Below are 19,037 nucleotides of genomic sequence, written 5' to 3'. Positions count from 1 at the left end.
TCTAATATTTCTCTAACAAAAAAGAGGAATACTCCATGTCGATAATTACTATATCGGGCGTAAAAAAATCATTTTCAAAAAACAACTACGCGCTTAAAGGTATTGACCTGTGTATTGATCAGGGTGATATGGTTGCTCTTATCGGTCCTTCCGGTTCAGGAAAATCAACCCTGATGCGGCACATCTCTGGCCTTACATTAGCTGATAAAAAAACACCTTCTAGCGTATCTGTATTCGATACGCCTATTCAGCTACAAGGCAAACTACATAAAGATATTCGCCGTTCTCGAGCACGTATCGGTAACGTCTTTCAGCAGTTCAACCTTATCAGCCGCTTGAGCGTATTAACCAACGTATTAATTGGCGGCTTGAGTCGTGTACCGACCTATCGCAGCCTGCTTGGCTGGTTTACTGATGCCGAAAAACAAGAAGCACTCAATGCTCTTGATCGCGTTGGCTTACGTGAATTTGCTTTACAACGTGCGTCACAACTTTCTGGTGGCCAACAGCAACGTGTCGCTATTGCACGAGCTTTAATGCAGAAAGCCGAAATCATTCTGGCAGACGAGCCTATCGCATCTTTAGACCCTGAGTCATCACGTCAAGTGATGGAGATTCTTCAAGACATTAACATTAAAGATGGCATTACCGTTGTAGTCACATTGCATCAGGTCGATTACGCACAAAAATACTGCCAGCGTGCCGTTGCACTGCGCCAGGGAGAAATATTCTTCGATGGTCGAATCAACGAATTGAGTAGAGTACAACTGACCCAGTTATATGGAACCCAACAGCAGAATCAGCGGCCGGACGCCGTATCCAATGATCAGCTGTCACCTAGCTTTGAACTAACTCCTGCTTAACTAAACTCCATCAACGAGAACCCAACTGATGAAACTGAAAAAACTATTTTCTAAACTAGCGACGGGCCTAGCATTAACCTCAGCGCTGTCGGGCGTAACGCTTGCTCAAGCTGAAGAGATTAAAGCGCTTAACTTTGGCATCATTTCCACCGAATCCTCGCAGAACCTAAAAACTGTCTGGGTTCCTTTCCTTAAAGATATGTCAGAACAGATGGGAGTGAAGATTAAACCATTCTTTGCTTCTGACTACGCCGGTATTATTCAGGCTATGCGCTTTAATAAAGTCGATGTCGCTTGGTTGGGTAACAAATCAGCGATGGAAGCTGTAGATCGCGCAGGTGGCCAGATTTTCGCTCAAACGGTTGATGTATCCGGCAACCCTGGCTATTGGAGTTTGTTACTTGCTAACAAGAACAATGACAAGATCAACAATGTTGACGATATGCTGAAATACAGTAGTGAACTGGCCTTTGGTAACGGCGACCCTAACTCAACTTCAGGCTTTTTAGTACCAGGCTACTATGTGTTTGCTAAAAACGATGTTGATCCCAAAAAAGCCTTTAAACGCATAACCAATGCTAACCACGAATCCAACATTCTTGCCGTAGCCAATGGCCAAGTAGATGTGGCAACAAACAATACAGAAACCTTAGCACGAATTCAGCTACTCAACCCTGAGAAAGCAAATAACGTGAAAATTATCTGGAAATCACCCCTGATTCCTTCTGATCCAATCGTATGGCGCAAAAACCTTCCGGAAGAAACCAAAAGTGAAATCTATAACTTCTTCATGACCTATGGAAAAACTAACGTGGTCGCGGAGTTGAATACACTGAAAGCATTACAGTGGGCTCCCTTTAAAGCTTCTAGTGATGATCAATTGCTGCCTATCCGCCAGTTGGTACTCTTCAAGAATCGTATCAAACTAATTAATGCTTCAGATATGAGCAATGAAGACAAAGCGCAGAAAGTACAAAAAATTGATAACCAACTGTCTGAATTGAATCGCCGTATGAGTGCAATAGCTGCAGCTTCAGCTAACTAATTCCTCCAGTTAACTCATTAACATGGCTTCAGGTGACATAACTCACTTGAAGCTGTCTTTCTATGTACGGAATGACTTCATGACAACATTAACGGTCAGCACAATTCCAAAGTCACCTTTTAACTGGATGGCAACCCTAAGCTGGGGAATTTTACTCCTGATGCTAAGCTGGGGCTGGGGATCAGCTGAAATGAACCCAATGCTGCTTATCAACGATGCAGGCAACATGCTTGAGTTTGGCGGTGACTTTTTCCCACCGAACTTTAAAGACCTGAGCTACTACATCGATGAGATGGTAATAACCGTTCATATCGCTTTATGGGGAACAGTTTTATCGATCATTTGCGCCATTCCTCTGGGATTGATGAGCGCAGAAAACCTAGCACCCATGTGGCTTTACCAACCCACCCGCCGCCTGATGGATGCAACACGAGCGATCAACGAGATGGTGTTTGCTATGTTGTTTGTAGTGGCTGTCGGGCTTGGTCCTTTTGCTGGAGTGATGGCGTTATTTATCCACACCACGGGGGTACTCGCCAAGCTATTTTCAGAAGCTGTTGAAGCCATAGACCCTCGCCCTGCTGAAGGAGTTAGATCCACCGGCGCAAACAAACTGGAAGAAATTCTTTACGGTGTGATTCCCCAAGTATTGCCGTTATGGATCTCTTATTCCCTGTACCGCTTTGAGTCCAATGTCCGTTCAGCCACGGTTGTCGGCATGGTCGGCGCGGGCGGCATTGGAGTGATCTTGTGGGAAAGCCTGCGTGGATTTCAGTTTCAGCAAACCTGCGCCGTGATGGTCGTCATTATTATTTGTGTAACTTTAATTGATCTGATCTCCCAACAGCTACGCAAAGCCTTTATCTGATTTTTTATCCTTGAAACTTGTATAGACAACAGAGCCATGGCCGTTTACTTAAAAATTGCAACACAGCTAAGAGACGAAATTCGCGACCAATACGAATCTGGCGACCTCTTACCATCTGAAAAACAGCTAGCAGACCGTTTCAATGTCAACCGGCATACACTGCGACGGGCTGTTGACGAACTGGTTCAGGATGGCTTGATCAAGCGTTTTCAAGGATTAGGAAATCAAGTGGTAAGAACACCGATTGATTATTCTTTGCATAGTAATTCATGCTTTACCTACAACCTCTCAAAAATAGGTTTATCTCTTGAAACTGAGGTGCTCGGTTACTCAGAAGAGGCGCTAAGCCCGAAGGTCATTGAACGATTAAATCTAGCGCCTACAACAGCGGTTATCCTAAAAACCCGTCGATATATTGATGATAAACCTGCCTCCCTGATTAAGCATCACCTGTTTAACGTAGACCTAGATACCCTAGAAAAATACACCTCAGGCTCTTTACATCAATTTCTTCGAAATCACTACCAATTTGATGCAGAGCGTGGCAACACAAAATTGAGCGCCCGTATGCCCACGTTTGATGAATGCCAACAGTTAGGTATAGGCAGAGGGGTTCCGGTCATGGAGATCCACTCACAATACGTCTTAAAAGATAATCAACAGCTGATGGAATATTCCATCAGCATCACACGTAGCGATATTTTTGAATACAGCGTGGAACCCTAAACCATGGAACAAGCATCTATTAAAGAGCGAAATAATACTGTGAATGATCAATTGAGTAATCGGCAACACTGGATGTCTACCATGGCTAAATCCTGCAGCCAGTTACTGCATGCTTTATCAGACAACTTAATCGATGAAAGCCAGTTTGAAACTATTCGTGCGCCTGAAATTGGCCTAACTCAAGTACGCGCCCGTATGGGCGGCACCGGTTCTCCTTTTAATCTGGGAGACATGACGATCACCCGATGTGTAGTCCGCTCAACAGCCGGCCATTATGGCTATAGCTATATCGCCGGGCGTGACAAAGCTCATGCGTTACGAGCAGCGCAACTAGACGCTGTGTTGCAGACGGATAGCAACTCCACACTTATCAATGAACAGGTTGTTCGTCCTTTGGAAAATCAGCTACAGCATTTACAACAGCAGAAAACCGCTGAAACATCAGCAACTAAAGTTAATTTTTTCACACTGGTACGGGGCGAAGACTAAGCATGAATGCGCCAACAATTATTAAAGGTTTGGTGAATCCGATTAATGATAGCCAAGTGGTATTTCGCAAGCTTCTAAAAGCGATGAGTGAGCCGGGAGTGATTGTTAATATCACATCGCCTGAGCCTTTAGCGCACTTGTATAGCAGCACCTTTGCTATCTGCCATGCATTATTGGATCAGCAAACACCTCTGTGGTTATCCCCAGAGCTCAGCACTACAGAAATCAAGCACAACCTTCACTTCCATACCGGCATGCCGATTGCCAACACCCAGAACGCTGCGCTGTTTGCTATCGCCTACCCTAATGAAATCAGTGATATGGGAGACTTTTCTAAAGGCAGCAGTGAGTATCCAGAAATCAGCTGTACGTTGATTTTGCAAATAAATTCACTTGCTGAGATGCCAAGAAATCAAACAACCGATCACGTAGCTGATCAACATGTAAAGAATAGATCTCATCATAAAAACACGACATTGAAGCTATCGGGGCCAGGGATAGCACAAGAGCGATATGTCCATATTTCAGATATGACAGACCTGCTTATCGATTATCTGGTTGAACGTCCGGATTCATTTCCACTGGGTGTCGATATGATCTTTGCAACAGAGCAGTCACTCGTTTGCATCCCCAGAACGACTCACGTCGAGGTGGTTTAAGATGTATGTAGCCGTAAAAGGTGGCGAAAAAGCCATCACCAATGCCCACCAGTTATTAGCAAAACGCCGTCGCGGCGATACGTCAATTACAGCCTTGTCAGTAGAACAGATTAGCCAGCAGTTAGCTCTTGCGGTTGATCGCGTCATGACTGAAGGATCGATCTATGATCGTGAACTGGCGGCGCTGGCGATTAAACAATCCGCAGGTGACTTAGTTGAAGCTATCTTTCTACTTCGGGCCTATCGCACCACGCTCAGCCGCTTCTATACCAGTGAAGCGATTAATACCACAGAGATGCAAGTCGAGCGCCGTATCTCTGCCACCTTTAAAGATCTGCCAGGTGGCCAGGTACTGGGATCTACCTTTGATTACACACACCGATTACTCGATTTCAAGCTACTCGCCGAAGGCACAGCAACTGACGAGACTCCCCGTTCTGAACCAGTAGCTGAAGGTGCAGAAGAACAAGAGCCGATGACGCGTGTTCTGAAAATGCTGGAACGGGAAGGTTTATTAGTAGAAGAGCCTGACGATCAATCGACTCCCACGGATATTACCCAAGATCCGCCTACCTATCCATGTAACCGCAGTGCGCGTTTACAATCGCTGGTGCGTGGTGACGAAGGTTTTCTATTAGCCCTTGGTTATTCAACACAACGCGGTTACGGTCGCAATCACCCCTTTGCTGGAGAGATAAGAACCGGTGAGGTCGAGGTCGCCGTCACTCCGGATGAGCTGGGCTTCACTATCGATATCGGCACGATTCAGGTGACCGAATGCGAGATGATCAACGGCTTCAGCAAGTTAGAAGAGGGAGAAGTTAAATTCACTCGGGGTTACGGTCTGGCTTTTGGCCAGAGCGAGCGAAAAACGCTGGCCATGGCGCTGGTTGATCGTGCCTTGCAGGCCGAAAAATATGATGAAGAACGCATCTCTCCAGCTCAGCAAGAAGAGTTTGTCCTATCACATTGCGATAACGTCGAAGCATCCGGCTTTGTGTCCCACCTTAAACTCCCCCACTACGTTGATTTTCAGGCAGAACTGGAACTACTCAGACGCCTGCGAAAAGAAAACTCAACAGCAGCAGAAAACCTATCCACAGCACCTCAGGAGAACTGCGCATGAGTGCTTCAAAGATTCGAGATGGCTACAATTTCGCATATCTCGATGAACAATCTAAACGCATGATTCGTCGGGCGTTACTAAAAGCGGTGGCTATCCCCGGTTATCAGGTTCCTTTTGGTGGTCGTGAAATGCCGATGCCTTACGGCTGGGGAACCGGTGGCATGCAGGTCACTGCAGCAGTGATCGGTGCAGACGACATTCTTAAGGTTATTGACCAAGGAGCGGATGACACTACTAATGCTGTGAGTATCCGCGCTTTTTTCAAGGATCTCACCGGCGTAGAAACGACAGAAAAAACCATAGAGGCGTCACTTATTCAGACCCGTCATCGTATTCCTGAGGCGGCACTGCACGAAGATCAAATCCTCATCTATCAGGTTCCAATTCCTGAGCCACTTCGTTTTATCGAACCCAGTGAAGTCGAAACCCGTAAGATGCATGCACTAGAAGATTACGGCGTGATGCACGTTAAGCTATATGAAGATATCGCGCACTTTGGCCATATCGCCACCACCTATGCCTATCCAGTAATGGTCAACGGACGCTACATTACGGACCCGTCACCTATCCCTAAATTCGACAACCCCAAAATGCATCAGATGCCGGCATTACAGCTATTTGGCGCCGGACGTGAAAAACGTATCTATGCGATTCCGCCATACACCGATGTTAAAAGCCTCGACTTCGAGGATCATCCCTTCGAGATACAACAATGGGATGAGTCTTGCGCCATCTGTGGCTCAGAAAACAGCTTCCTTGATGAAGTGATTATGGATGATATGGGCACACGAAGTTATATCTGCTCCGATACCGATTTTTGTCGTGAACGCGGACCACTTGACGCGGCCACCCACTCTTTAACGGAGGCTCAGTGATGCCGTACGAACCCCTATTACGCGTTAATAATCTATCTAAACTCTACGCACCCGGTAAAGGCTGCGAAGAGATCAGCTTTGACCTGCACCCCGGTGAAGTACTCGGTATCGTTGGTGAATCTGGGTCGGGGAAATCAACACTATTAACCAGCTTATCGGCAAGGCTTGAACCCAACGCAGGTGAAGTGCTCTACCGCAATGCTGACGGTGATTGGCTGAATCTATATGCATTATCGGAATCAGAGCGTCGCCGCTTATTACGCACTGAATGGGGAGTCGTCCATCAGCATGCGCGTGACGGTTTACGCATGGGCGTTTCAGCAGGAGCCAACATTGGCGAGCGCCTGATGGCTGTTGGCCAGCGTCATTATGGCAATATCCGCACAGAAGGTATGCGCTGGATGGAAGATGTCGAACTGGATGTCAGCCGTATTGATGACAAACCCAGCACCTATTCGGGCGGCATGCAGCAACGCTTACAGATTGCCCGCAATCTGGTAACTCATCCTCGTTTGGTATTTATGGATGAACCAACCGGCGGCCTGGATGTTTCTGTGCAAGCACGCATTCTTGATCTGCTTCGGACTCTGGTGACAGACCTGAATCTTGCAGTGGTCATTGTCACTCATGACTTAGCCGTCGCACGTTTACTGGCACAGCGCTTAGTTGTCATGCGTAACGGGAAAATCGTCGAAACCGGTCTAACTGATCAGGTACTAGATGACCCACAACATCCTTACACCCAACTGTTGGTCTCCTCAGTGCTGACGCCTTAACCTCACAGGACAAAACAGATGAAAACAATGATCGATGTGCAGGGATTGTCTAAAACCTTCACTCTGCATAACCAGGGTGGAACTCAGCTTAAGGTGTTAAACGATGTCTACTTACAAGTAGGGGCGAGTGAGTGCACCGTTCTACATGGAGAAAGTGGCACCGGAAAAAGCACCCTACTACGAACACTGTATGCTAACTACCTGCCAAGCCAAGGCGCTATTAACATCCGCCATCACGGTGAGATGGTGAATCTAGCAACAGCCAACAGTCGTCAATTAATGGCGGTTCGTAAAGATACACTGGGCTATGTCAGTCAGTTCTTGCGTGTTATCCCACGTGTTTCAACGCTTGATGTCGTAATGCAACCGTTACGTGAACGCGGCGTTAGCGAGGAAACTGCACGCGAAAAAGCTACCGACCTACTGACACAACTCAACATACCCGAGCGCTTGTGGTCGCTTGCCCCCAGTACCTTTTCCGGCGGCGAACAACAACGCGTCAACATAGCCCGTGGTTTTATTGTCGATTACCCGATCCTACTATTGGATGAACCGACCGCTTCGTTGGACCAACGCAACTCAGATGTCGTAATCAAACTGATTCAACAAGCATTATCTCGTGGTACTGCCATCGCGGGCATTTTCCATGATGCTGCTGTCAGAGATGCCGTAGCAGATCACTTTTTTGATGTAAATAAAGCAGTAGAACCGACTGCCGTTGGATTTTAAGAGAGGAAGATCGACGTGATTTTAACAAACGCACAAATAGTTTTATCCAACGAAGTAATCAAAGGGTCATTAACTGTTAACAATGGCATGATCGACAGCATCGATCATGGCAATGTTACACTCCCCGGTGCTATTGATTGCCAAGACGGCTATATTACTCCTGGAATGGTAGAGCTACATACCGACAACATGGAGAAGCATTTCACACCCCGTCCAGGTGTCGCCTGGCCTGCCGTATCGGCCTTCAAGGTACATGATGCCCAAATGATCAGTTCCGGTATTACCACAGTATTTGATGCCATTTCCATCGGTGATGTAATTCAAGGTAGCGAACGTCTTAACAACCTGACACGCATGGTTGATGCACTGAATGAATCACGTGAGCGCAAGCTTACCCGCGCAGATCACCTGTTACACCTGCGCTGTGAAGTCAGCCACAAAGATACCTTAGAAATGTTTAATACATTGCTGGAAAGGACATCCGCACAACTAGTGTCCGTGATGGATCATTCACCGGGTCAACGCCAATTCGCCAGTCTGGAAAAATACCGTGAATACTATCAGGGAAAATACAAACTATCAGACTCTGAAATGAAAGCCTTTGTTGAGCGTCAGACTCATACGAGCCAACTGTATAGCGACCAATATCGCAAAGAGATCTGCCACACCTGTAACCGTTTGAGTATTCCGTTGGCCAGCCATGATGATGCTACTCAGGCGCACGTTGATGAATCGCATAGCTTTAACATGGTGATTGCCGAGTTCCCAACCACAGCCGAAGCTGCCGTAGCTGCGCATAAAAAAGGGATGGGAGTAATGATGGGCGCACCCAATGTGGTACGTGGAGGCTCTCATTCCGGCAATATTGCAGCACACACACTCGCTTCTGAAGGCGTATTGGATATCCTTTCCAGTGATTATTATCCGGCCAGCTTACTGGATGCTGCGTTTAAGATTGCACAACTTGCATCGAATCAATATAGCCTCGCAAAAGCGATCGCCCTGGTGAGCCAAAAACCAGCAGATGCAGTCGGCCTTAAAGATCGTGGGCGCATCCAATCCGGCTATAAAGCCGATTTGGTATGGAGCGCATTGGAGGATGATCATGTCCATATTGAGCATGTCTGGAAAAATGGTAATCGGGCTTTTTAAATGGCAAAAATAATCTATCTGATGGGCCCTTCCGGCAGCGGTAAGGACTCCATCATTTCAGGGCTGCGTCAGCAACTACACACTAACGCAGGTTTGATGATTGCGCACCGCTATATCACCCGTCACTGGCAATCCGGTGGTGAAAATCATATTGAGCTGACAGACGCTGAATTTTCGCTAAGAAAAAAACTAGGGCTGTTTTCATTAAGCTGGCAAGCCAACGGGCATCACTACGGTATTGGTTGTGAAGTAGATGCTTGGCTGCAGGCTAACCACTCAGTCATCGTCAATGGGTCTCGGGAACACTTACCGGATGCAATCGAACACTACGCTGAACGCCTCGTCCCCGTATTGATAGACGTTGATGAACGATCACTGAGAGAACGTTTAACTCAGAGAAACAGAGAATCATCACCAGAGATAGAAGCACGTATTTTGCGCTCCCGATCTTATGCACAAAGCTTGACCCTACAGTGCCATGTTATTGAGAATAATGGAAATTTAGAAAGGGCCGTGAGCAAGCTTGCTCTGCTAGTCGATCAACTAACCACGGCAACTGCCCATGATTGAGATTGAGTTTATCGGCACCGGCAATGCAGGCCAAGTCCCCGTGTGGGGTTGCCAGTGTCGTGCTTGCTTGCGTGCCACTGCTAACCCTGTATATCGGCGCGGCCCTTGCAGCCTGGCTATCCGCACATCACTAGGAGTCTCTCTGATTGATGCCGGCAGAACCGATTTAGCAGAACGCTATGCGTTTGATGATATTCATAGAATTATACTGACACACTTTCACATGGACCATGTACAGGGTTTGTTTCATTTACGCTGGTCGGAAAGAAGCAGAAAAATTCCGGTATTCCGACCTGATGATCCATTAGGCGCGGATGACCTTTACAAGCACCCTGGAGTACTTGAATTCCAAGAACCTTTTATTCCCTTTAATACTGTTGACTGGCCAGATTTTAGCCTTACTGCATTACCATTAAATCATTCAAAGATAACGCTAGGTTATTTACTCCAAAAAGATAACTTCAGGCTTGCTTATTTAACTGACACCATTGGTTTACCTGAGTCTACTGAAGAATTTCTTCTTAGTACTGGATCAGACCAACTAGACTCAATCGACTACCTGATAGTTGACTGCTCTGAGCCTCCGCAAAAAAAACTTCCTAAAAATCATAATGATTTCAACGAAATTCTGCATATTTATAAAAAAACATGTCCCAAGAAGGTGATCCTTACACATATCAGCCATCGCCTAGATTGCTGGCTATTAGAAAACTCTTCGCTAATACCTAAAAATATGAGTGTTGCATCAGACGGAATGGTTTTATCCATCAGATAAAAGAACCCAAAGTACATATTATCTATTGCACTGAAGGCATTATTAAACTTTACTTATATTTAATATTAATGATAAATAACTTTGCAAAGCTGTCCTGATCACTCTCTAATCATCAGGATAAGGTTGTATTTGTAAAAGCCTTTGCCAAACGGAGTTTGCGAATGCACACACCTGAATCAAGTGAACTTGATTTTCTACAGAACGCCAAAGCTCACAACACCATTGTAGAGCTAATGCAAAACCGCCTTCTATGGAATACAGACCTTGAATCAGCACTAAAACTTATTACCATGCGATGTGCCATTGCTTTAAACGTTAATCGCACCAGCGTATGGTATATGGTTGATAGTCAACATCTTGAATGCCAAATTCTTTACGACAAATTACAAAAGCGTACTTATAAAGGCCAGCATTTACTATTTCAAAGAAACCCTGCGTACTTTGAAGCCATCGAAGAAAACCAAATTCTAGATGCTCATAACGCCCAAAAAGACCCTCGGACAAAAGCCTTCGCTCAAGAATACCTAATCCCTTTAAATATTCACTCAATACTGGATGCATCTTTCCGCCATGAAGGGCATACCGAAGGAGTCATATGCTTTGAGCATACCGGCTCTCCTCGCATTTGGAGCACTGAAGAACAAACTTTTGCAGTTTCTATTTCTGGGCTCGTTTCGAACTTAAGGATTTTTTATGCTTTAAAAGATAGCGAAGCTCGCTACCGCTTACTCTATGATCAGTGTGCTGACGGCGTATTAATAATTTATAACAACCAAATAATGGACTGTAATCAAACCGCCGTCAGCATTTTTGGCAGTTCAAAAGCAGATATAATTGGCAGAACCATTGATCATCTATCGCCTAAATTCCAACCAAATGGCTCTGACTCATCACAAGCATCTAAAATTTTCATAAAACAAGCACTTCAAGGGCAAGAACAAAGTATTGAATGGTTACATGTTCGCTCGAACGGGGTGCCTTTCTATGCCGAAATTAAACTCAACCGACTTGAAATCAACAACCATCCTCATTTAATTTGCACCATCCATGACATTGATGCCCACAAGATAGCAGTCAAGCGTATTCTCGAACTCAACTCACTACAAAAAGCTATTTTTGACGGCGCAAAATACAGCATCATATCCACTGATACCCAGGGCACAATTCAAACCTTTAATAAAGCTGCAGAAGAGATGCTGGGGTATACAGCAGAAGAGATGATAGGCATAGAAACCCCCACTCGTATTCATAAAAAATCAGAAGTCATTAGCCGCTCACAAGAACTAGCAGAACTCTTGGGTTTACCCAACATATCCGGCTTTGAAGTATTCATAGCATTATGTAAAGAAGCAAAATCAGAAGAACGAGAATGGACCTACATTCACAAAAGCGGGCGTGAAATTCCAGTCCTAATATCTGTCACTACATTGCACAGTAGTGACGACGAAATAACTGGCTATCTTGGCATTGCCTACGATATAACCCAACGAAAAAAAGCGGAGAAAGACTTAGAAAACTCACAAAAAAACTAGAACATCAAGCACATCATGACTCCTTGACCGGTTTACCTAACAGGGCACAACTACACACAACAACAAAACAGACGCTACTTAATGCAAGCGAAAACAATCAAAGCTTGGCCCTGATGCTACTAGATTTAGACCGTTTTAAAGAAGTAAACGATACACTTGGGCATCATATCGGTGACCGCCTACTTCAAAAACTGGCGATAAAACTAAACCACACTGCTCTTAAATACCACGCCCAACCCTATCGTTTAGGAGGGGATGAGTTTGCAATCTTGTTGCCGAATTTAACATCAACGGATCATGCTCATATACTGGCAGAACTGATTAATGACAGCATAAAACAGCCCTTTGAGATTGATGATGTCACATTAGAGTTGGGGGCAAGCATTGGAATCGCCATATACCCCGAACATGCAAATAATAGCCACGATCTGCTCCGTTATGCTGACATCGCTATGTACAATGCAAAATCACAATCCTCAGGCGTTTCTATCTACAACCAACATCAAGACTCACACAGCCCAAGACGCCTGCAACTCATGGCAGAATTAGGCGTTGCGATTCGTGATGAACAATTGGCTCTCTACTATCAACCGAAAATAGAGCTAACTTCCCAAAAATGCATAGGTTTTGAGGCACTCATTCGCTGGAAGCATCCAACACTAGGCATGATTCCACCGGCAGAGTTTATTAACCTAGCCGAAATGAGCAACACCATACATGCTTTGAGTCTATGGGTACTAGAACACGCTATTATGCAATTAAAAAAATGGCACGAGCTAGGTATTTACCTCCCCATTGCAATCAACCTATCTGCAAGAAACCTCATTAACCAGTCTCTTCCTGAAGTGATAAAAAGGTTACTTCAGGACTACCAGGTTGATGCTAAATGGCTGGAAATAGAAATCACCGAAAGTGCCTTCATTAGCGACCCTGAAAGGGCAGAATCGGTAACCCGCGAAATTAGCAGACTTGGAATCGCACTTTCTATTGATGACTTTGGTACGGGCTACTCATCGTTAAGCTATCTGAAACGATTACCTATTCAGACACTGAAAGTTGATAGGAGCTTTGTTGGTGGCATGCTATTAAATAAGCAAGACGCTGCGATTGTCCGCTCTACGATAGGCCTTGCTCACAGCTTTGGCTTAACCGTTGTTGCTGAAGGCGTTGAGGATAAAGAAACACTGGATGCCATAACAGAGCTAAACTGTGAACACGCCCAAGGTTACTTCATCTGTAGACCAGCACCGGAAGATCAAATTGTAACCTGGTACTATTCACAACAAAACGTTTAATAACTTTTTGATGCCCGTCAATTACCTTACCTTAAGTTAGGTCTAAAGTGAGCGGCTTGCCAAGATGAGAGCCGCTCACATGCCAACAAGACCCAACCCTGCCAAACGTGTACGCCACGAACAACCCGACACGCTGGTTTATGTAATAGAAGATCGTCTCTACGTTAACTTAACAGATCGCTGTACTCTGGCATGTAACTTTTGCCCGAAACATAACGGTAGCAAAGAATTGCACGACTACAACCTAACGCTATCTGAGCGCCCAGAACAAGAACATATTATTGAGCAGATAGGCGATCCTTCACGTTATCAAGAGATTGTTTTTTGTGGATTTGGGGAGCCTACATTACGTCTTAAAGCTCTCGTATCAATAGCAACAGCGGTTAAAACTAAAGGCGGGAGAACTCGTTTAAATACCGACGGACTAGCGAACCTTTTTCATAAAAAAAATGTAGTGCCACTTTTAGCCAGCTGCATTGACGCTATGTCTATCTCACTGAACGCTCAAGATGAGCAGACATATACTCAACATTGCGCACCAAGCCTAGCCAACAGTCATGCAGCCGCACTCTCTTTTATCAAGCTCGCTGCTGATATGATTCCTGATGTGACGGCTACGGCAATAGACGGTTTAGAAGGTGTGGATATCATTGCTTGCCAAAAACTTGCGAAAGAGCGAGGAGCAAAATTTAAAGCGCGAGCCCTAGATGTTGTCGGCTAGACTATTTTTCTACTTCTATACGTATTTTGGGCTGTATTTATAAGAGCGATAACGTTTAACTGTTTTACGATCAAGTAAGCGTAAGAAGTTAATAGTGTCACCACTTTTCATCGGAAAGCCTAAATAATAACCTTGAGCAAAATCACAGCCCTGGTTTTTTAGCACAGCTAACTGCTCTTTAGACTCAACCCCTTCAGCAACAACTTCCAATCCAAGCGACTGTGCTAATGCGATAGTCGCTTTTACTATCATTTCATCATTAGTATTGTGCAACATATCACGAATAAAACTTCGATCAATTTTCAAACGACAAGCACTGAGCTTTCGTAAAGTCACCATTGATGAGTAACCCGTGCCAAAGTCATCAATCGCTATCTTCAAACCTTGATTAACATAACTTTCCAACAATTCAATCGTATTATCAGACGCATCCATGCAAGCCGATTCAGTAATTTCAACTTCAAAGTGATGTAAAGGTATACCTGATGACTTCAACAAAGATAAAAGGCATTCAACTCCTTTCTCGCTACGTAACTGAACCGGTGAAATATTAAATGACACCGTACCGAACGAAAGTCCATCTTCAAGCCAGCGCCCTACTTCAAGGCACACATGCTGCGCTACCCAGATACCAATATCATCAATCATGCCGCGTTTTTCAGCAACAGGGATAAAAGTTAATGGCGATATCAAACCTTGCTCAGGGTGCTCCCAACGTAACAAAGCTTCAAACCCAACTAACAGACCACTTTCACAGTCAAACTGTGGTTGATAAACCATATAAAGCTGCTGTAAAAAACGCGCACTGCTCAACATATGAGCTAACTCGGCTTCTTTTTGAACCCGCTCAGTCATTTCTGCCTGATAGAAAACAAAACGCCCACGCCCCTGCTCTTTAGCGCGGTATAGAGCAACGTCTGCACGTGAAATCAGCTCATCTACTGTATCATCAGAGTCACACACCACTATACCAACACTAGTATTGGTTTTAAGCTTATGTCCTCCCACATCGAATGCCGCATCAAAGCAGCTAATAACTTTTTCAGCGAGAATAGCGACATCAGAAGGGTCATGAACATTACTTTGTAAAATAGTAAACTCATCGCCACCAAAACGGGCAAACGTATCACACGCTCGCAATACTCCTTTAATTCGACTAGCAACTTCTATCAATAACTGATCACCTGCCGGATGGCCTAGGGTGTCATTGATTTCTTTAAAGTGATCCAAATCCATCATCAGTAAAGCACAGGTTTGCTGATGCCTCTGCCCTTGAAGCAACTCATGCTCAAACCGGTCAAGAAAGAGCCTACGATTCGGCAAGCCCGTTAGCGAATCATGAAATGCCAAGTACTTGATTTGCTCTTCAACGGCTTTTCGGTGGGAAATATCATGAAAAGTGACAACAGCACCCACAATCTCCTCGTTTAAATAGATCGGTGAGCTCCAATATTCAACAGGGAAAGATTGGTTATCTTTCCTCCATAAAACATCAGTTTCAATTCGGTAGCTTTCACCGTCACGAATTGACATCAACATATAGCAATTTTCTTTTAATAACGGCTCACCATCAGCATGAGAGTGATGTATCAATCCATGGTTATCTTTGCCGATAAGTTCATCAGGATCATAGCCGAGCATCATTGCACCCGCAGGGTTTATAAAGGTCGTAACCCCATTAACATCTAACCCAAAAATACCTTCATTACTGTGCTCTAACAGCAAACGAGAACGGTGCTCTGCTGTTTTCAATGCATTTTCATAATCTAGCCGATCACGTATATCTTTAAATACCGTGATCATATAAGTTTTATCTTGGTGAACAAACGGGCTTGAAGACACCTCGACAGGCACCTCTTCACCGTTTCTGAGGCGGTGTGTTGTTTTAACGGAAAGCGTCTTTTCCTGAACTTTTTTCCAGCGCTTTTTTAATCGAGTAGCGGTAAAGGCGGGATCCCAATCAGATATCTGCGTTTGATAAAGCTCACTTGCACTCACGCCAAAATGTTTTATAGCCGCAGAGTTCGCATAGATTATTCGAAAGTTTTCGTTTGGAGAAGAACAGATCAGCGAATCTAAGCTATGATCGACCATTGCATTTACAAGCGATAACTGACCGCTCATTATCGTGTGTTCAGTTATGTCACGACTAACACCTAGCACCCCATGACCTATGTCAGGAAGATTTAACGGAATCCGCAGCGTATCTAATAAAACTCGACGACCATCAGGGTAAGTCACCCACTCATCATGACGAACGGGTGACTGTTTATGTAACATTTCGTTATCAAAAAACTGAAAGCCATTTGCTGTCGTATCATCAAATAGATCAGCATCTTTTTGGCCAACAATTGATTCTTCACAAGCATTACTAAATACTTCAAATGCTTTATTGCAGCCTATATAAGCAGCATCGCTATTTTTAAAAAATATTAGATCCGGTATAGAATCAATTAACGTGCGTAAACGACTTTTTTCAATTAGTAACGTTTGTTCAGATAACCGCTGCTCAGTAATATCCGTTCCTGAAGAAAGGATACCTATGCGAGCTCCCTGCGCATCTTCTAATACGCGGTTGTACCAGAGAATGAGTCGCTCATCCCCCGTTTGTGTAATAACCGGTTTTTCAACTTTCTGATTAGGGATTTTAGAACAGCTCATTAAGCGGTTATATGCTGACTGAGCGATGCACCGCCCACCAATTGGTAGAAAATTATCGAACCAGTTAAGCCCTAGTGCATCTTCTTGCTCCATGCCTAACAACTCGCAAGCAAAGCGATTTAACAACGTGATGTTTCCATCAAGATCAAGTGTCACCATGATGACACCTGCTATATCTAAATAATGATTTGCCCTTTGGTGTTCTTGCTTTAACGCCTCAATAACTGAACCTTGAGTCGTATAATCAGACATCAAACCTATCTCATAATCATTGTGGCTTTGCGGCAGAGGCTCAACATGACACGAATCCTGTTCGATAACAGGTAGTGAAAATGTAACAGGCAGTATGTGGGTGTCATTTGAAAGGAGCGGCTCGTCATCCAAAGAGACTAATACATCATGATAGTGCCCAGTATTATCAAGTAAGCGTAGTGAGAGTTCGTTAGGAAAAGAGCGATGTGTTTGCCACTCGAGCAGTGCTTCTTTCCATAACGGCATATCATCCGAATGCATCATTAACGATATGAAAGATGGCTTTTCCCAAATAGAAAGCACACTTCCAAGAAACATATCGATGTCGCGATTTGCGATACTGAATTGCTCATGCTTCGTGTCAAAGAGCCCAGATATAACCAAAGCCCCACTCAATGATGCATGCAAATGCTCAGACGAACCCATCAATCACTCTTTTTAATTATTATTAGAAGCCACAAAATAAGGCTTTGCCTTACTGCTAGCTGAATTATAACACCCATCATCAGTATGGCGATGGTTTTGGAAGAGGATCGTTAAAATTCTATAAAGATGAAGCAGTAACAAAAGAGATTTACACCAATGTTGCTACTGCTTTAGTCACATATTAAATGAAATACGTTTTTAAGGGAGGGAAACCATTAAACTCTACTGAGCAATAACTACTGGTATAAGCACCGGTCGCCATCCAGTACATTCGATCACCTATCTCCAAAGAAAGCGGTAATTCGTACTTGTGGTTTTCATACATAATATCCATGCTATCGCATGTTGGACCAGCCAAAACAACCGCCTCTTCTTCACCATCACGTTCTGTGTGAATAGGGTATTTAATACTCTCATCTAGAGTTTCAATGAGTCCGTTAAACTTACCAACATCAGCATAAACCCAACGTTCAAGTGCGGTTTGTGATTTTCGTGAAATCAAAACTATTTCAGAAACAATCACACCAGAATCGCCCACTAATGATCGACCCGGCTCCAAAATAACTTCGGGAACAAGATCCGGAAAATCTTCTGTCAGAAAACGTGTAATTTCTTCAACGTAAGTACTGAATTCATTGGTTTTCTGAATGTACTGCGCTGGGAACCCTCCTCCCATATTGATCATTTTTAGCGCAATGCCGTGTTCACTATAAAGTCGTTCAAAGACAACCTTAACTTTAGCAATCGCGCCATCCCATGTATCAATTTCACGCTGCTGCGAACCCACATGAAAAGAAACACCGTAAGGATCCAAACCCAACTCTTTTGCCAAAGCTGCCAGCTCAATAGCCATCTCAGGACTACAACCAAACTTACGCGAGAGGGGCCAGTCAGCGCCTTCAGCGCCTTCTGTTAGAATGCGAATATAAACACGTGAGCCAGGCGCATATTCAGCAATATTGCGAAGATCAGCCTCTGAATCAGTGGCAAATAAACTTACCCCTTTCTCGTAAAAATAGGCAATATCTTTACGTTTTTTGATGGTATTACCATAACTACAACGATCAGGTGAGACATTACATTTAAGAACACGGTCTAACTCAAAAACAGACGCTATATCGAAATTTGAACCCAGCTCACCCAACAACTTAATCACTTCTTCAGCCGGGTTAGCCTTCACCGCATAATATACACGCGCATAGTCAAATCCCTGCACAAGCTCTAAATACTTTTCACGTACAGTATTCAAATCTACAACAATAAAAGGGGTTTCCTTATTGTCAGCAAATGCTTTGATTTTATTCCAGTTTTCTGGAGATAAATGTTCTGGATGTTTCACTTCTTTCGTCACCTCACCATCAATTTTTCAGGGTTAATACGAAAACAGCCCATAATGGGTAACCATTACGGGCTTAACTTCTAGTGCCTACTACGCTCAGTACCAAGCGAATGGTTAGCATTTTGCGCGAGTATAAATTAAATACGGGTGATAGCAAT

At 44.3% G+C, this 19,037-nt stretch carries 18 protein-coding genes and 1 pseudogene; 17 read left to right on the top strand and 2 right to left on the bottom strand.

The window, feature by feature from the left end; genetic code table 11:
- The first annotated feature begins 35 nt into the window (after positions 1-35).
- From phnC to NEJAP_RS06760, 17 genes and pseudogenes are all read left to right on the top strand, one after another.
- Positions 36-863, top strand: coding sequence for a phosphonate ABC transporter ATP-binding protein (phnC, locus tag NEJAP_RS06835; protein WP_201349903.1), 828 nt, complete (start codon positions 36-38; stop codon positions 861-863).
- Positions 864-891: 28 nt separating this feature from the next.
- On the top strand, positions 892-1,908 hold the full coding sequence (gene phnD, locus NEJAP_RS06830) for a phosphonate ABC transporter substrate-binding protein (RefSeq protein ID WP_201349902.1): 1,017 nt from the start codon (positions 892-894) through the stop codon (positions 1,906-1,908).
- 79 nt (positions 1,909-1,987) lie between these two features.
- Complete coding sequence (phnE, locus tag NEJAP_RS06825) at positions 1,988-2,776, top strand: phosphonate ABC transporter, permease protein PhnE (protein WP_201349901.1); 789 nt, start codon at positions 1,988-1,990, stop codon at positions 2,774-2,776.
- 36 nt (positions 2,777-2,812) lie between these two features.
- On the top strand, positions 2,813-3,502 hold the full coding sequence (locus NEJAP_RS06820) for a GntR family transcriptional regulator (protein ID WP_201349900.1): 690 nt from the start codon (positions 2,813-2,815) through the stop codon (positions 3,500-3,502).
- Positions 3,503-3,505: 3 nt separating this feature from the next.
- On the top strand, positions 3,506-3,991 hold the full coding sequence (phnG, locus tag NEJAP_RS06815; protein ID WP_201349899.1) for a phosphonate C-P lyase system protein PhnG: 486 nt from the start codon (positions 3,506-3,508) through the stop codon (positions 3,989-3,991).
- A 2-nt stretch (positions 3,992-3,993) separates the two neighbouring features.
- Positions 3,994-4,650, top strand: a complete 657-nt coding sequence (gene phnH, locus NEJAP_RS06810) for a phosphonate C-P lyase system protein PhnH (RefSeq protein ID WP_201349898.1) — start codon at positions 3,994-3,996, stop codon at positions 4,648-4,650.
- Between the two features lies 1 nt (position 4,651).
- The gene (locus tag NEJAP_RS06805) at positions 4,652-5,776 is read left to right on the top strand and encodes a carbon-phosphorus lyase complex subunit PhnI (RefSeq protein ID WP_201349897.1); all 1,125 of its coding nucleotides are present in this window, start codon (positions 4,652-4,654) and stop codon (positions 5,774-5,776) included.
- Positions 5,773-6,651 (top strand): alpha-D-ribose 1-methylphosphonate 5-phosphate C-P-lyase PhnJ, encoded by an 879-nt coding sequence (locus NEJAP_RS06800; RefSeq protein ID WP_201349896.1) that lies wholly within the window; start codon positions 5,773-5,775, stop codon positions 6,649-6,651. The genes NEJAP_RS06805 and NEJAP_RS06800 overlap by 4 nt, the downstream gene beginning before the upstream one ends.
- Complete coding sequence (phnK, locus tag NEJAP_RS06795) at positions 6,651-7,427, top strand: phosphonate C-P lyase system protein PhnK (protein ID WP_201349895.1); 777 nt, start codon at positions 6,651-6,653, stop codon at positions 7,425-7,427. Before NEJAP_RS06800 ends, phnK begins: the two co-directional genes overlap by 1 nt.
- A gap of 18 nt (positions 7,428-7,445) precedes the next feature.
- Complete coding sequence (gene phnL, locus NEJAP_RS06790) at positions 7,446-8,156, top strand: phosphonate C-P lyase system protein PhnL (protein ID WP_236591095.1); 711 nt, start codon at positions 7,446-7,448, stop codon at positions 8,154-8,156.
- 15 nt (positions 8,157-8,171) lie between these two features.
- A complete protein-coding gene (phnM, locus tag NEJAP_RS06785; protein ID WP_201349894.1) occupies positions 8,172-9,308 on the top strand; it encodes an alpha-D-ribose 1-methylphosphonate 5-triphosphate diphosphatase in 1,137 nt (378 codons plus the stop codon).
- Positions 9,309-9,878: a ribose 1,5-bisphosphokinase gene (phnN, locus tag NEJAP_RS06780; protein WP_201349893.1), complete on the top strand. Its 570-nt coding sequence runs from the start codon at positions 9,309-9,311 to the stop codon at positions 9,876-9,878. It abuts the gene before it with no gap.
- Positions 9,871-10,653 (top strand): phosphonate metabolism protein PhnP, encoded by a 783-nt coding sequence (phnP, locus tag NEJAP_RS06775; RefSeq protein WP_201349892.1) that lies wholly within the window; start codon positions 9,871-9,873, stop codon positions 10,651-10,653. The genes phnN and phnP overlap by 8 nt, the downstream gene beginning before the upstream one ends.
- A 161-nt stretch (positions 10,654-10,814) precedes the next feature.
- Entirely contained in the window at positions 10,815-12,185 is a 1,371-nt protein-coding gene (locus NEJAP_RS06770) for a PAS domain S-box protein (protein ID WP_201349891.1), read from the top strand.
- A gap of 20 nt (positions 12,186-12,205) precedes the next feature.
- Positions 12,206-12,649 (top strand): annotated as a pseudogene (locus tag NEJAP_RS19425) (diguanylate cyclase domain-containing protein); the annotation flags it as partial.
- Positions 12,638-13,480 carry an EAL domain-containing protein gene (locus tag NEJAP_RS19420; protein ID WP_329610952.1) on the top strand — a complete coding sequence of 281 codons (843 nt, stop codon included), beginning with the start codon at positions 12,638-12,640 and terminating at the stop codon, positions 13,478-13,480. The pseudogene NEJAP_RS19425 and the gene NEJAP_RS19420, both read left to right, overlap by 12 nt.
- Before the next feature lie 79 nt (positions 13,481-13,559).
- Entirely contained in the window at positions 13,560-14,201 is a 642-nt protein-coding gene (locus NEJAP_RS06760; RefSeq protein ID WP_201349889.1) for a TatD family nuclease-associated radical SAM protein, read from the top strand.
- 15 nt (positions 14,202-14,216) lie between these two features.
- On the opposite strand, the gene NEJAP_RS06755 is transcribed toward NEJAP_RS06760, so the two are convergent.
- Together NEJAP_RS06755 and NEJAP_RS06750 are read right to left on the bottom strand one after the other, a co-directional pair.
- The gene (locus tag NEJAP_RS06755) at positions 14,217-17,540 is read right to left on the bottom strand and encodes an EAL domain-containing protein (protein ID WP_201349888.1); all 3,324 of its coding nucleotides are present in this window, start codon (positions 17,538-17,540) and stop codon (positions 14,217-14,219) included.
- Positions 17,541-17,721: 181 nt separating this feature from the next.
- Entirely contained in the window at positions 17,722-18,879 is a 1,158-nt protein-coding gene (locus NEJAP_RS06750) for a type III PLP-dependent enzyme (protein ID WP_201349887.1), read from the bottom strand.
- Positions 18,880-19,037: the final 158 nt, after the last annotated feature.

Source organism: Neptunomonas japonica JAMM 1380 (assembly GCF_016592555.1).
GTDB classification, from domain to species: Bacteria; Pseudomonadota; Gammaproteobacteria; order Pseudomonadales; family Balneatricaceae; genus Neptunomonas; species Neptunomonas japonica_A.
This window is presented reverse-complemented; position numbering and strand designations above follow the sequence as displayed.